We start from the raw sequence: 12,613 nt of genomic DNA on the forward strand, positions 1-12,613 counted from the left end.
AGGGTCTGAAGGTCTAAGGGTCTAAAGGTCTAAGAGTCTAAGGGAAAAACAGAAGAGCGTGCGGCTGCACGCAGGGGCGCCTGCCCTTAGACCCTTCGACTCTTTGACCCTTAGACATCTCCTCACTGCTCCGCGCAGTCGGCGCGGGTGTAGGGCTCGCGCAGGTCCATGTGGCCCAAGGTTTCCACGGTCTGGCCGCCCAGCAGGAAGGTCACGTCCTGGCCCCGGGCATCCAGCAGGGTGCGGGTGAGGGTACACAGCAGCATGCGCTCGCCGCTGGTGCCGTAGCGCAGTTTGGCGTAGCTCTCCGGCAGGTCCACGAAAAAGTGCTGCCCGCGCAGATACACCTTGGGGGCCGCGCCGCCTGCCGGCACCAGGCTCAGCAGGCCCCGGTCGTAGGGGCCCTGGGCCCACACGTTCACGGCGGCCTGGGCCACGGCGCGCGGGTTGGTCTGCACGACCTGAATGGTGCGGGTTTCGGGCTTCAGGCGCTGTACCTGAGGGTCGGTGAAATACACCTTGACCTTCAGGGCCTGGCGCTCTTCCAGGTCCGGCTTGGGGGGCGTGGGCGTGGGCGGCGTGCGCTGCACCGCCTGCAGGGCCAGCACCGAGGACACGAACAGCGCGGCGGCCACGACATTGAACAGCGAGAACAGCTTGCGCAGCGCCTTCATGGCTGCGCCCCTGCCGCGCCGCTGGCACTGATGTTGGCATTGTTGTTGGCGCGGGCCGTGAGGTAGGTCGCCACCGAGCGGGCCACCGCCACCGCCATCACCTGCAGGCGCTGGTTCACGCCCAGCTTGGCCAGATCCTCGGCGTTGCCCGCCCAGCCCAGTTCCAGCAGCAGGGCCGCCTGGGGGGCCTCGCCCAGCGACAGCACGCGGCTGGTGGTTTCCCGGCCAGCGGTCACGCCCCCGGCCTTCAGCTCGCCGCGCAGCAGCTCACCCAGGCGGCGGGTGCTGCCTGGGCCCGCCACCACCAGCGGCGCATAGGGCGGCGCCGCCCCGGCACGAATCGCGTTGATCAGCGGCGCGCTGGCCCGGCCGGTCTGCTCGTACACGGTCACGCCGCCGCGCTGGGCCCCGGGCAGGCGCCCCAGGTCCAGGGCCAGATACACGTCGCTCTGACGGATCAGCCGCAGGGCGTCCTCGCGGGGCAGGGTCTGGCTGGCGTCGCGGGTCATGCGCACCTGCCAGCCGAACTTGGACAGCAGTTCGGCCGCGCGCCGGGCCACCTCCAGGGTCACGTCGCGGCCCACGCCGGGTACCCGCACCGGGTCCAGCACGATCAGGGGGGCGGTCACCCGGGTCAGCACTTCGGGGCTGCTGCGGCCCACCCCGGGCCCGGCATCCACCACCACGCGCACGTTGCCGGGGCGCACCACCTTGTACACCCGGTAGCCACTGCCCGCGTTCAGGGGCAGGGTCACGGTCAGGTCCTCGCCGCTGCGCGCCACCTCTGCCGAGGGCACAAAAGCCCCCCGGGTGGTGTAGCGGCGCGCCTCGCCTTTCAGGCCGCGCAGGGTGACCACCACGCGGTCGCCGCGCTGTTCGTCCTGCACAGCCACGTCGCGCGAGAGGTCCAGCACCAGCCGGTCGGTGTCGCGCCCGGCGCGGCTGCTCACGCCCAGCAGTTGTGGCGCAGGCACCGTCAGCTTGCCGGGTTCGTACTGGGCGCCCAGGCCGGTGGCCAGGGTGTCTACCGGCAGGTACAGATTGCCGTTCACCAGTGTGGCGGCGCGCGCTTGCAGGCGGCGGGTGTCCAGCTGCACCGTGTTGAAATCGGTGGTGGCCCGCTGCTGGTCCTCGTCAATGGGCAGCAGCAGGGTGTGGCCCAGGCCCGTCACCCGCACAATCTGGCCTTCGCGGGTCACGGTGAGCAGGCCGCTCAGGGCACTCTGGCTGGCGTATTCGGCGCCGTACAGCTGAATGCTGTCCACCGGCTGCCCCGCCAGATTCAGGCGGCTAAAGGCAATCTGGGCCCCCGCAAGGCCCAGCAGCAGCAGACCCGCGCTCAGCAGGCGCAGGGCGGCGCGGGGACGGGCAGTCGCAGCGGCCTTCACAGCTCGCGCAGCTCCCGGCGCACGGTCTTTTCGGCCTCAGCGCGGCGCTTGTCGTGCAGTTTCTTGCCGCGCGCCAGGGCCAGTTCCACCTTGAAATAGCGGCCCTTCTGGTACAGCTTGGTCGGCACCAGGGTCAGACCCTTCTGCTCCAGGCCGCGCTTTAATTTGCCAATTTCCTCGCGGTTCAGCAGCAGGCGGCGGGTGCGGCGGGGCTCGTGGTTGTTGTAGGTGGCTTCTTTATAGGTCGGGATGTACAGCCCTTCCAGCTCCACGTTGCCGCCCTGCAACCGCGCAAAGGCGTCGCGGAAATCCACGCCGCCCGCCCGCACGCTCTTGACCTCACTGCCCGTCAGGCTGATGCCCGCCTCGAAGCGCTCTAATAATTCGTACTCGTAATGAGCGCGGCGGTTCGTGTACACGCGGGGCATTCTAGCGGAAGGGGAGCAGGAGGCGGGAGGCGGGGCGCGGGCAACCGCACGCCATGTGCTCTTCCCGCGTCCCGCGCACCGCTCTTCCGCCTACTTCTTCGGCCGGCTGGGCCGCACCTCCACGCGGCTGGGCAGGGTGCGCGCGGGCATGCGCAGCAGGTCCACGGTCAGCTGCGCAAGGTCCTCAGGCTGAATTTTCCAGGCGTCCTGGTCATTCGGGGTGTGGCCGTTAAAGTGCGTCGCCACGCTACCAGGCATGATCTGGGTGACCTTGATGCCCCGGTCGCGCAGCTCCAGCATCAGCACCTCGGACAGGCCGTTCAGGCCGAACTTGCTAGCGTTGTAGGCGCCGCCACCCGCAAAGGGGTTCTTGCCCGCCAAACTGGACAGGGTAAAAACGTACCCGCCGCGCTGCGACAGCGCCGGAATCGCCGCCTTGACCGTGTAAAAGGCCCCGCTGAGGTTAGTGTCAATCACGTCCTGCCACTGCTCAATGCTCAGGTCGGCCACAGAGGCAAAGTGGCCCACGCCCGCATTCACAAACAGCACGTCCAGCCCGCCAAACGCCGCCACATGCGCGTCCACGGCGGCCTGCAGGGCGTGGGGGTCTTTCACGTCGCAGGCCACGCCCCGGGCCTGGGTGCCCAGCTGCGCCGCCACCTCTTCAATCTCGCCCTGGTGGCGGCTGGTGATCGTGACCCCGTAGCCCTCCTGCACCAGGGCCTGGGCCACCGCCCGCCCAATGCCCTTGCTGGCCCCGGTGAGAAAAGCGCTTTTGCCCTGCTGCGTCTGGCCGGTCATGGGCGGACGGTAACACGTCACAGGCCGGGTGCAGTGTGGGGCCGCGTGCAGACATGGGCCCCGGGGGCCATGACGGTGCGCCCGCGCTCAGGGCAGGCGCGCGGCGAGCTGGTCGTACAGGTAATTCACAAATTCGGCCTGGTGGCGCAGCAGCACGGAAATCCCAAAGGTTTCGCTGAGCACCACGTTCTGGCCTTCGGGCAGACGGAATTCCAGGCGGGCGCCCAGCTTGTTCCACGGCAGCAGGGCCCGGGGCGCCACGAACACCGGGCGCACCTCAATGGCCCCGGGGGCGCCTGCCTTCTCAGTCACAGTGGCCTTGGGGTACCGGCGCTTGATGGCCCCGGCGCTGTCGCGCTTCATGGCCGCCAGGATGCTGGCCCGCTGCTCGGCGTTCACGAGGTTGGGGTTCCCCTCGATTTTGGGGTCCAGGATGACGTAGGTGGCCGCCGAGAGGCGCTGAGCGGTCCAGCTGGCCGGCGTCTGGGCGCTCGCCAGGGGAAGGGTCAGTGCAGAGGCGGCCAGGGCCGTGGAAAGCAGGAACTTCATGCGGGCCAGTGCATCACACCCAAGCTGACGCGGTGTGAGGGGGGGCTGAGGGGCGCCCTGGCCGCCCAAGGCGGTCACCAGGGCCCCAGGCCGTCCCAGCGGGCCGCTACAGTAGGGCCATGCAGGACCTACTGACCATCATGCGCCGCCTGCGCGGGCCCGGCGGCTGCCCGTGGGACCAGGAGCAGACCCACCAGTCCCTGCGCCCCTACCTGCTAGAAGAAGCCGCCGAGGCCGCCGACGCTGCAGCCGGGGGCGGCGGCCCCGAACTGGCCGACGAACTGGGCGACGTGCTGCTGCAGGTGGCCTTTCACAGCGTCATTGGCGAGGAGGCTGGCACCTTTTCTTACAGGGACGTGGAACGGAGCATCGTGGAGAAGCTGGTGCGGCGTCACCCCCACGTGTTCGGAGACACAGCGGTGGCAGGCAGCGCCGAGGTGGTCGCCAACTGGCAGACCATCAAGGCGGCCGAGCGCGGCGGGCGGCCCAGAAGCGCCCTGGAGCGCGTACCCGCTGGCCTGGGGGCCCTGAGCCGCGAGGCCCAGGCCCAGAAACTGAGCGCGCAACGAGTGGGCGCCCAGCAAGGCGGCGGGGCGCCCGAGGGCGAGCCGGACGAGCGGCAGGCCCGGGCCCTGGCGGCGCTGCAGGGGGCCCCGGCCACCCCAGAGAGCGTGGCGCAGGTGCTCTCGGCGGTGGTGGCCTGGGCCCGCGCGGCGGGCGTGGACCCCGAACTGGCCCTGCGCGACCACACCACAGCGGCGTTGCGGGCACTGGACGCCGGCGCAGCGGCACAGGGCACAGGCCAGCCCCGTGACTGATCCACTGGACCGGGCTGCAGCAGACCCCTGGGCCATCTGGGTGGGTGGGCGCGAGCGCCGCACCCTGCACCTGCCCGAATATCGCCGCGCCGCCGTGCTGGTGGGCCTGACCCAGGAACCCAGCCCCCGAGTGCTGCTGACCGTTCGCTCGGCCGACCTGCCCACCCACCGGGGCCAGATCAGTTTTCCCGGCGGCAGTCTGGAACCAGGCGAGGACCCGGTCACGGGCGCCCTGCGCGAAGCTCAAGAGGAGGTGGGCCTGGACCCGGCCGCCGTGACCGTGCTGGGCGAACTGGACGACGTGTTCACGCCCATCGGCTTTCATGTGACGCCTGTGCTGGCCCGCATTCCCGCGCAGCCGGGGCTGACCCTCAGCGCCGAGGTGGCCCAGCTGCTGCTGCCCACCCTGGCCGAGTTGCGTGCCCTGCCCGTCACCACCGAAACCCGCACCCTCCCCGACGGCACCCGCGTGCCCCTGTACCGCTACCCCTGGCAGGGCCACGACATCTGGGGCATGACCGCCCGGATTCTGCACGACCTGCTGACCCAGGGGCCAGAGGGGGCAGATGGCCCATAGCAGATGGCAGATGGCTTTATCACCCTGCCATCTGCCCACAAAAAACCACCCCCACCACAACGGGCGGGGGTGGGCTTCACGCTAGAAATTAGCGGGTGGGGGTAATGGTGATCTGACCGTTCTGGGTCACGTTGTAGGTGTTGCTGAAGGTGCGGTAGCCGGAGGCCACGACCACGATCTCGTGGGTGCCGCGCGACACGCGGATGTTCAGCACGCCGTTGCGGATGGTGCCCACTTCGTCGCCGTCCACGAACACGCGGGCGCCGTTCACCGGGCTACGCAGCGTGATGGAGTACTGCGCGGGGGCCGGTGCGGGGGCAGGGGTCACCGCCTGGGCGAATTCCACGTTCAGGTTGGTCGTGCTGCCCGCACGGATGGCGATGGTGGTGGTGTAGTCGCGGTAGCCAGGGGCCTGCACGCGCACCGGGAAGGTGCCCGCACGCAGGTTGCTGTAGGTCACGTTGGCGCCGCCCAGCCGCTGACCGTTCAGGATCACGGTGGCGTTGTTCACGTTGGTGCCCACGAACAGGCTGCCGGTGCTCACGGGGTTGCGCGCCGCCACGGTGTAGAAGGCGGTATCACTCACCCAGCTGTTCTGGGGCAGGGGGTTGACCACGATGCTCAGGGCCTGGGCCAGACCGGCCTGGCTCTTGGCGTTCACAGTGGCGAACTGGTCCTGCGCGCTCTTGAAGGAGCTGATGTCGTCCAGGTCCAGCTCGGTCAGGCTGGCCAGGGCCAGCACCTTGTTCTGGCCGATGGGACCGGCCACGGTGTACGTGAACTTGTCGTCGGGGGCGGGGAACACCTTGGTGGTGTTCGCCTTGACGAAGTTCTCGCCGCTCAGACGGTTGGGCAGGATCTGGTCCACCGTGCCGTCGGGGTTCACATTGAACAGGTAGACGTAGGCGTCGCGGTTGACCGTGGTGCTGATGGAAATTTTGTCACCCACGCGGTAGGCGGGGTTCTGGTTACCGCTGGTGTCTTTGTCCACGCGCACGCTGACTGACAGGTCGGGCTGCGTGGGGTTCACGATGATGCTCTGCGCACTGATCTTGGGGGCCGCAGCGGCCGTGCTGATCAGCATGGCGGCGGGAATCAGGAAAAGCTTCTTCATGTCGTACCTCCAGGGCACAGCCTACGGGCGGCAAGATGACGCACCGTGAGCGGCCTGGGAGGCTTTGTTAATGGTGCTTCAGGTCACCGTCAGGCAGGTGACGCCGCCCTGACGGAGCGTGTTGAAACAGCCTTTGGAAGGCTCCTGGGGCAGCTTCCCGAGTCGAAAGCCATACGGTTCCGCCAGCAACGACAGCCGCGTCCATCCCTGGGCCAGCACCCTCTCCAACCCACACCCCTTTGCTTTTGCTCAGCGCAGAATCCGCGCCGGTTCCACCGCCGCCGCCCGCCGGGCCGGAATGAGGGCCGCCAGCAGAGTGGTGGCCAAGCCAATGGCATTCACGCCCAGCACGTCCGTCAGGCGCACCTCGACCGGCAGGGTGGTGATGAAATACAGGTCGCCCGGCAGCGTAAAGGGCCGCACCGTGAAATACGCGCTGATGCCCAGGCCCAGCAGGTTGCCCAGCAGCAGCCCGCCCAGCCCCAGCGCCAAGCCCTCCAGCAGAAAGATGCGGGTGATCAGCGGCCGGGTGGCCCCAATGGCGCGCAGAATAGCGATTTCCTGTGTTTTCTCGAACACCGCCAGCGTCAGCACGTTGGCGATTCCAAAGGCCGCCACCACCACGATCAGCAGCACCACAAAGGCAATCACCCGCTTCTGCAGCGCCAGCTGGTCCAGCAGCGTGCCGTACAGACTCTGCCAGGGCAGCGGCGAGTAGGCGCGGGTACGGGTCAGGTCGTCGCCCACCGCTGGGGCCTGGGCGGGGTCATGCAGGCGCAGCTGGTAGCCCGTGATGGCCTGGGTGCCCTGCAGGGCCTGCAGGGTCTTCAGGTTGGTAAAGGCGTAGGCGGAATCAATCAGGTAGTTGCCAGTGGAAAACACGCCGCGCACCCGCAGGGCCGTGCGGCGCTGCGTGCTGTTCAGCAGGCGCACCGTGTCGCCAGTAAAGGCCCCCACGCTGCGGGCCAGGGCCGCGCCCAGCAGCACCTCGCCGTCTTTCAGGCTGCCCAGCGCGGCCTGCTGCTCGGCGGGCAGTTGCAGCACTTTCCGGGCGGCGGGGGTCACGCCAAACAGGGTGGTGAAGTCCACCCCGGCGCCCCGCCCGGGCGAGGCTGGCCGGGTCAGCAGCCCCTTATCGGCCAGAAAAGGCGTAAAGGCCAGCACCCGGCGGTCGGCGCGCAGGGCGGCTTCCAGTTCGGCATCGAGGGGCGTGGGCCGAAAGGCAGTCACGCTGAGGTGAGGGCTGGCGCGCAGCGTGGCGTCCACCAGCGCGCGGGTAAAGCCGTTGGTCAGGCTGAGGGCCGCAATCAGGGCCATGACCCCCACCGCGATCCCCAGAATGGTCAGGGTGTTCTGGGTGCGGCGGCGGCGCAGGTGGGCGCGCGCCAGTCGCCAGGGCAGGGCGCGGTCAGGCTTGGACATGCACCGGGGAGGATAGCAGAGGACCAAAGTGAAGGCCCCGCCCGGCAGCGGCGCGGGCGGGGGGGCCTGGAGGTCAGGAAGGGAGATCAGCGAATGGCGGTAATGCGGATCTGGCGCGCGCCCCAGTTCAGGGCCTCGGTGCGGGTGGGCATCCAGATGTCCACGCTGTTGGTCTTGCGGGCGGCCATCGTGTCTTCCACGATAAACACCCGGCCGCGCAGCATGTTGGAGTAGCGCCCACTGAGGTCCTCAATCATGACGCGGGTGCCGTAGGGGAAGAGGCGCAGCAGGTCGCGCGACAGGGCGATCACGCCGGGCCGGGTGCGGGTGCCCGTGGCCGTGATGAACGGCGTGGCGTCCGTCTGGTTGGGCAGGCTGTTGTAGGCCGTGGAGCGCGCCACCACCGAGCGGCCACGAATAGGCGTGACCGCCACCGGCTGGCTGGGGCGCTGCGCCTGGGCAATAGCGGCGGCGCGGTTCTGGGCGGCCTGCTGGGGAGCAGGCGCGGCAGGCGGGCGAACCGTCAGGGCGTCACGCACCGCGTCCGAGGCGACGGTGCTGGCGGGCAGGGCTGGCGTGGCGCCAGCGGTGCTCAGCAGGGCAAAAGCGGCGGCGCGAATCCAGTTCAAAGGACGTTGAGACATGCGTTCTCCTGCGGGCGCGGCACCAGAGGGCACGCCCGTTGAGGGAAAATGGGAATGAAATTACTGGGTTGAGGGCCCATGAAGCTGCCCTCTGTTCGTGCATGAGCGTAATGGTGGGAAATGGCAGTTTTTTGAGAATTCTAGGCTTTCTGGCTCATTTTTTCTCGGCCAGATAGCGTAGATCAGTTCAAAAGAGTTGAAAAATCTCTATCAGGTCCCAATTCTCATCATGAGACAAGTTCTAATCGTCTCATTTAGTTTCTCATTGATGCCATGTGAAGAATGCCAAATTTGGCCTGCCCTACCCCACCACTGTCCAGCTTAGAGACCCACCAAGGTATGAAAAATGACACTTCGGCGGTGAGCCCCAGTGAGAGGCCGCCGAAGTGTCAGTTGACCGGAAGTTCAGCTTCTCAGCGTCTCTTAGAATTCACTCATCCTGCTTTTCAGGGTGGGGCACCACGCCCCAGCTGGACAGCACATCGGCCGAAATAGCGCGGAAAATGGGCGCGGCCAGCATGGAGCCGTGGTACTCGCGCTTGGCGCCGTGAACCATCACGGCGATGGTCACGCGCGGGCTTTCGACCGGGAAGAACCCCGCGAAGACGCTGTCGTAGATGCTGCTGGAGTAGCGGCCGTCCACCACCACCTGCGCGGTGCCCGTTTTGCCGGCCAGATCGTAGCCGTCCAGGCCAGCGGTGCCGGAAATGCGCTTGACCACTGTTTGCAGCATGGTCCGGGTTTCGCGGGCCACCTCGGGGCGCAGCACATCGCGCCGCTCCTGGCCGGTTTCGCCTTCCACCAGACGGGGCGAGAGGTAGCGGCCGTCGTTGGCCAGCACGTTGAAGGCTGCGGCCAGTTGCAGCGTGGTGCTGCTCATGCCCTGCCCGAATGAATTGGTGGCGCGCACCAGGTCGCTCCAGCGGCTCAGGGACTGCAGTTGCCCACTGGCGGCAGGGACGGCCGGCAGCGGCACCTCACGGCCAAAGCCATAGGCGTTCAGATAGCCGCGCATGCGCTCTTTGGGAAAGTGCTCCACGATATGGGTCATGCCCACGTTGGAGCTGTACTGCAATATGCCCTGGGTGGTCAGTGTTCTGGGATGGGCCACGTTGTCGCCAATGCGGCTGCCCCAGCGTCCGCCCACAAAGCGACTCATGGGGGTGTCGTACAGGGTGTTCGGAGTGGTCAGACCCTCGTTCAGCGCGGCGGCCACCACCAGCGCCTTGACGGTGGAACCGGGCTCGAAGCGGTCCAGGAACGCGCGGTTGCGCCGGGCGCCCTCGGAGTAGGTGCGCCAGGTGCCGGGGTCAAAGGGGGGATAACTGGCGGCGGCCAGCACGCGCCCGGTGCGGGTTTCCAGCACCACCACCGAGCCGTATTCGCCCTGGTGCGCGGGCACGGCGCGCGCCAATGCGGCCTCGGCCGAGGCCTGAATGCCCGTATCTATGGTGAGCTTGACTGTCTGGCCGGCGGTCAGGGGCCCGTCGTAGGCGTTTTCCAGGCCCTCTAAGCCCTCAGTGGTGCCCATCATGCCCAGCAGCTGCCCGGCCAGGGTGCCCTGCGGATAGACCCGCTTGCCGTTCACACTGGTGGCCAGCACCCGCCCATCGGCGGAGAGCACGGTGCCGCGCGCCTGCATGACCTTCTGCCGGGCGGTCTGGGGCGCGCCCCACTCCAGCTGGGCGTAGGCCCACACCAGAGTCAGGAACATCAGCAGGGCCAGAATGCGCATCAAGTGAGAACGGGCGCGTATCTTCACTTCCACAGCGTCTTCACCTCCAGGGTGCGGGCCGCGCTGGGGCGGCGGGGCGCGGGGGGCAGCGGCGTAAAGGTGGCCTTGTTGGGCGGCGTGACGGCCAGCAGGCGCATGCCGTGTGCCTGGGCCCAGTCCTTCAGTCGGCGCTGGCTTTCCAGGGTCTGCAGCTGCACGGTGAGGTCGGCGTTCTGGGTGATCAGGGCCGCTTCGCGCTTCTCGGCGGCACGCAGGGCGGGGCGCACGTTGCTGGTCAGCGCGCGCACCGTGACCAGCACCAGCACCAGCGCCAGATAAATCAGCACGTAGCGCACAGCGCGCGCCCGCCACGTGGGCAGTGAGGTGTCCATTTCATTCCAGCGCGGCACAAAGCGCGACAGGGATGCCTGGGGGCCCTGCAGGCGGGTCATGCGGGCCTCCGTTCGGCCACGCGCAACTTGGCGCTGCGGGCGCGGGGGTTGCTCGCCTGCTCTTCTTCAGACGCCACCAGCGGGCGCTTGGTCAGGGGGGTCAGGACCTCGCTGCCCAGCAGGAAGCGCTTCACGATGCGGTCTTCAAGCGAATGAAAGCTGATGACCGCCAGCCGCCCGCCGGGGGCCAGCAGGGTTTCGGCGGCCTGCAGCCCGTCGCGCAGGGCGCCCAGTTCGTCGTTGACATGAATGCGCAGCGCCTGAAAGGTGCGCCGGGCGGGGTGAATCCCCTTGGAGAAGCCGGGGTACGCCCGCTTGACGATCTCGGCCAGTTGCACGGTGGTCTCGATGGGCGCCTTGTCACGCGCCGCCACGATCCCGCGTGCAATGCGGCGCGAGAGGCGGTCCTCGCCGTATTCATAGATGATGGCGGCGAGGTCCTCTTCGTCGTAGGTGTTCACCACGTCGGCGGCCGATTCGCCGCTCTGGCTCATGCGCATGTCCAGCGGGGCCTCGGTGTGGTAGGAAAAGCCGCGTGCCGCGTCGTCCAGCTGAAAGCTGCTCACGCCGATGTCCAGCAGAATGCCGTCCACCTGCAAGGCGCCCGCCGCCGCCAGCAGCGCGGCCATGTCGCGGTAGTTGCCCTGCAGCACGGTCAGGCCCGCCCATCCAGCACGCCGGGCCCGCTCCAGGGCGTAGGGGTCCTGGTCAATGCCGTACACAGCGGCGCCCGCCGCCAGCAGCAGCCCAGTGTGCCCGGCGCCGCCCAGGGTGCCGTCCACGAACACGCGGCCGGGGGCCGGTTGGAGCGCTTCCAGCACCTCGGCGGCCAGCACCGGCACATGCGACAGGCCGCCTTGGGCGGGGGCGGCTTCGGAAGAGAGGGGGGTCTGGGGGTCGTTCATTGGTTACGCCACAAAGTTGGACAGAAGGTCAGGTTTAGGGGGGTTGTCCTGCACCGCCGCAATGGCGGCTTCCCAGCGGGCCGGGCTCCAGAGTTCCAGGCGACCGGGCGCACCCGCCACGATCACTTCTCCCTCCAGGGCCGCAAACGCACGCAGGGGCTGGGGCACAGAGACGCGGCTCTGGTTGTCCAGGCGCGCCTTGCTGGCCCCGGAATAGAAGAAGCGCACGAACGCCCGGGACTCGGCGTCTGTGAGGGGCAGGCCTTCTAACTGCGTTTCCACCCGCTTCCAGCTGGCCAGGGGAAACACGTACAGGCAGCCTTCCATGCCGCGCGTCAGGATCATGCCGTCCTCCACGAAGTCGCGGAACGCGGGGGGCATGACCACGCGGCCCTTGTCATCAATGGTGTACGGGTATTCGCCAAACGGCACACACGGCTCCTCTTTTCCCACCTGTGCCCACCTTGCGGGCGGATGAGGTTGGGGGTCCACCTCAACCATAAACACGCGCTCAACGCCTTTTGGTTGATGCGGCGAGTGTAACAGCCGTTTCCACGAATTACCACCAATTCCCACCTCTCTCCCACTTTCTTTGCCGCTTTCCCCCCGCAGCCCCACCCCTGCCCCCCGCGCTGGTCCTGGGAGCGGGACACCGGGCACCCCCCGCGCGCCCTACGCTGCGGGCCATGCATTCCCACCACACCCTGCGCGCCGGCGCCGTGCTGGCGGTCCTGTCCGTTGCCCTGGGCGCCTTTGCGGCCCACGGCCTGAAAGCCCGCCTGGACGCCGCTGCTCTGGCCACCTTTGAAACCGGCGCCCGCTACCAGATGTACGCGGCCCTGGCCCTGCTGGCCCTGGGCACCCAGCCCGGGCAGCGCCGCGCGCCCCCGCTGCTGCTGGCCGGCGCCCTGGTGTTTGCCGGCAGCCTGTACCTGCTGGCCCTGACCGGTGTGAAAGTCCTGGGTGCCGTGGCCCCCATTGGCGGCGCATTGATGATCGCGGGGTTTGTGCTAGCGGCACTGGACGCGAAGAAAGGGGTGTAGGGGGTGGGTTGTCGGTTGTAGGAGAAAGAAAGGGGCACATTTGCGCCTTTTTTCTGCCGTTCCCACAGCCCACACCCCACGACC

15 protein-coding genes are annotated in these 12,613 nt (G+C 68.1%); 3 read left to right on the forward strand and 12 right to left on the reverse strand.

The window, feature by feature from the left end; all coding sequences use genetic code 11:
• Positions 1–122: 122 nt before the first annotated feature.
• The 5 genes from KMW22_RS06285 to KMW22_RS06305 form a co-directional block, all read right to left on the reverse strand.
• On the reverse strand, positions 123–674 hold the full coding sequence (locus tag KMW22_RS06285; RefSeq protein ID WP_328774616.1) for a GerMN domain-containing protein: 552 nt from the start codon (positions 672–674) through the stop codon (positions 123–125).
• Positions 671–2,062 carry an N-acetylmuramoyl-L-alanine amidase gene (locus KMW22_RS06290; RefSeq protein ID WP_328774617.1) on the reverse strand — a complete coding sequence of 464 codons (1,392 nt, stop codon included), beginning with the start codon at positions 2,060–2,062 and terminating at the stop codon, positions 671–673. The genes KMW22_RS06285 and KMW22_RS06290 overlap by 4 nt, the downstream gene beginning before the upstream one ends.
• On the reverse strand, positions 2,059–2,490 hold the full coding sequence (smpB, locus tag KMW22_RS06295) for an SsrA-binding protein SmpB (RefSeq protein ID WP_221089169.1): 432 nt from the start codon (positions 2,488–2,490) through the stop codon (positions 2,059–2,061). Before smpB ends, KMW22_RS06290 begins: the two co-directional genes overlap by 4 nt.
• A gap of 90 nt (positions 2,491–2,580) precedes the next feature.
• Positions 2,581–3,291, reverse strand: coding sequence for an SDR family oxidoreductase (locus tag KMW22_RS06300; protein ID WP_221089170.1), 711 nt, complete (start codon positions 3,289–3,291; stop codon positions 2,581–2,583).
• A gap of 87 nt (positions 3,292–3,378) precedes the next feature.
• Positions 3,379–3,840: a hypothetical protein gene (locus tag KMW22_RS06305; protein WP_221089171.1), complete on the reverse strand. Its 462-nt coding sequence runs from the start codon at positions 3,838–3,840 to the stop codon at positions 3,379–3,381.
• A 119-nt stretch (positions 3,841–3,959) separates the two neighbouring features.
• Between KMW22_RS06305 and KMW22_RS06310 the strand changes: the two genes are divergently transcribed.
• Both KMW22_RS06310 and KMW22_RS06315 read left to right on the forward strand, forming a co-directional pair.
• Positions 3,960–4,658: a MazG family protein gene (locus KMW22_RS06310; RefSeq protein WP_221089172.1), complete on the forward strand. Its 699-nt coding sequence runs from the start codon at positions 3,960–3,962 to the stop codon at positions 4,656–4,658.
• Positions 4,651–5,235, forward strand: a complete 585-nt coding sequence (locus tag KMW22_RS06315; RefSeq protein WP_221089173.1) for an NUDIX hydrolase — start codon at positions 4,651–4,653, stop codon at positions 5,233–5,235. The genes KMW22_RS06310 and KMW22_RS06315 overlap by 8 nt, the downstream gene beginning before the upstream one ends.
• Before the next feature lie 88 nt (positions 5,236–5,323).
• Here KMW22_RS06315 and KMW22_RS06320 read toward each other — a convergent pair whose 3' ends face one another.
• From KMW22_RS06320 to mraZ, 7 genes are all read right to left on the reverse strand, one after another.
• Positions 5,324–6,349, reverse strand: coding sequence for a DUF4384 domain-containing protein (locus KMW22_RS06320; RefSeq protein ID WP_221089174.1), 1,026 nt, complete (start codon positions 6,347–6,349; stop codon positions 5,324–5,326).
• A gap of 249 nt (positions 6,350–6,598) precedes the next feature.
• Positions 6,599–7,771, reverse strand: a complete 1,173-nt coding sequence (locus KMW22_RS06325; protein WP_221089175.1) for an ABC transporter permease — start codon at positions 7,769–7,771, stop codon at positions 6,599–6,601.
• An 86-nt stretch (positions 7,772–7,857) separates the two neighbouring features.
• Complete coding sequence (locus tag KMW22_RS06330; protein ID WP_221089176.1) at positions 7,858–8,415, reverse strand: 3D domain-containing protein; 558 nt, start codon at positions 8,413–8,415, stop codon at positions 7,858–7,860.
• Between the two features lie 430 nt (positions 8,416–8,845).
• Positions 8,846–10,183, reverse strand: coding sequence for a peptidoglycan D,D-transpeptidase FtsI family protein (locus KMW22_RS06335; protein WP_221089177.1), 1,338 nt, complete (start codon positions 10,181–10,183; stop codon positions 8,846–8,848).
• Positions 10,174–10,581 carry a hypothetical protein gene (locus KMW22_RS06340; RefSeq protein ID WP_221089178.1) on the reverse strand — a complete coding sequence of 136 codons (408 nt, stop codon included), beginning with the start codon at positions 10,579–10,581 and terminating at the stop codon, positions 10,174–10,176. The genes KMW22_RS06335 and KMW22_RS06340 overlap by 10 nt, the downstream gene beginning before the upstream one ends.
• On the reverse strand, positions 10,578–11,486 hold the full coding sequence (rsmH, locus tag KMW22_RS06345) for a 16S rRNA (cytosine(1402)-N(4))-methyltransferase RsmH (RefSeq protein WP_221089179.1): 909 nt from the start codon (positions 11,484–11,486) through the stop codon (positions 10,578–10,580). Before rsmH ends, KMW22_RS06340 begins: the two co-directional genes overlap by 4 nt.
• 3 nt (positions 11,487–11,489) lie before the next feature.
• Positions 11,490–11,918, reverse strand: a complete 429-nt coding sequence (gene mraZ, locus KMW22_RS06350) for a division/cell wall cluster transcriptional repressor MraZ (RefSeq protein ID WP_221089180.1) — start codon at positions 11,916–11,918, stop codon at positions 11,490–11,492.
• A gap of 254 nt (positions 11,919–12,172) precedes the next feature.
• Between mraZ and KMW22_RS06355 the strand changes: the two genes are divergently transcribed.
• Positions 12,173–12,529: a DUF423 domain-containing protein gene (locus tag KMW22_RS06355; RefSeq protein WP_221089181.1), complete on the forward strand. Its 357-nt coding sequence runs from the start codon at positions 12,173–12,175 to the stop codon at positions 12,527–12,529.
• The last annotated feature ends 84 nt before the right edge of the window (positions 12,530–12,613 follow it).

Origin of the sequence: Deinococcus aquaedulcis, from assembly GCF_019693445.1 — a bacterium.
Classification (GTDB): domain Bacteria; phylum Deinococcota; class Deinococci; order Deinococcales; family Deinococcaceae; genus Deinococcus; species Deinococcus aquaedulcis.

What these genes read in the sequence shown, in the direction of transcription:
- KMW22_RS06310 (WP_221089172.1), top strand. Translation starts at nt 3,960, where the DNA reads ATGCAGGACCTACTGACCATCATGCGCCGCCTGCGCGGGCCCGGCGGC.
- KMW22_RS06330 (WP_221089176.1), bottom strand. Translation starts at nt 8,415, where the DNA reads ATGTCTCAACGTCCTTTGAACTGGATTCGCGCCGCCGCTTTTGCCCTG.
- KMW22_RS06325 (WP_221089175.1), bottom strand. Translation starts at nt 7,771, where the DNA reads ATGTCCAAGCCTGACCGCGCCCTGCCCTGGCGACTGGCGCGCGCCCAC.
- KMW22_RS06355 (WP_221089181.1), top strand. Translation starts at nt 12,173, where the DNA reads ATGCATTCCCACCACACCCTGCGCGCCGGCGCCGTGCTGGCGGTCCTG.
- KMW22_RS06320 (WP_221089174.1), bottom strand. Translation starts at nt 6,349, where the DNA reads ATGAAGAAGCTTTTCCTGATTCCCGCCGCCATGCTGATCAGCACGGCC.
- KMW22_RS06285 (WP_328774616.1), bottom strand. Translation starts at nt 674, where the DNA reads ATGAAGGCGCTGCGCAAGCTGTTCTCGCTGTTCAATGTCGTGGCCGCC.
- KMW22_RS06300 (WP_221089170.1), bottom strand. Translation starts at nt 3,291, where the DNA reads ATGACCGGCCAGACGCAGCAGGGCAAAAGCGCTTTTCTCACCGGGGCC.
- KMW22_RS06305 (WP_221089171.1), bottom strand. Translation starts at nt 3,840, where the DNA reads ATGAAGTTCCTGCTTTCCACGGCCCTGGCCGCCTCTGCACTGACCCTT.
- smpB (WP_221089169.1), bottom strand. Translation starts at nt 2,490, where the DNA reads ATGCCCCGCGTGTACACGAACCGCCGCGCTCATTACGAGTACGAATTA.
- KMW22_RS06340 (WP_221089178.1), bottom strand. Translation starts at nt 10,581, where the DNA reads ATGACCCGCCTGCAGGGCCCCCAGGCATCCCTGTCGCGCTTTGTGCCG.
- rsmH (WP_221089179.1), bottom strand. Translation starts at nt 11,486, where the DNA reads ATGAACGACCCCCAGACCCCCCTCTCTTCCGAAGCCGCCCCCGCCCAA.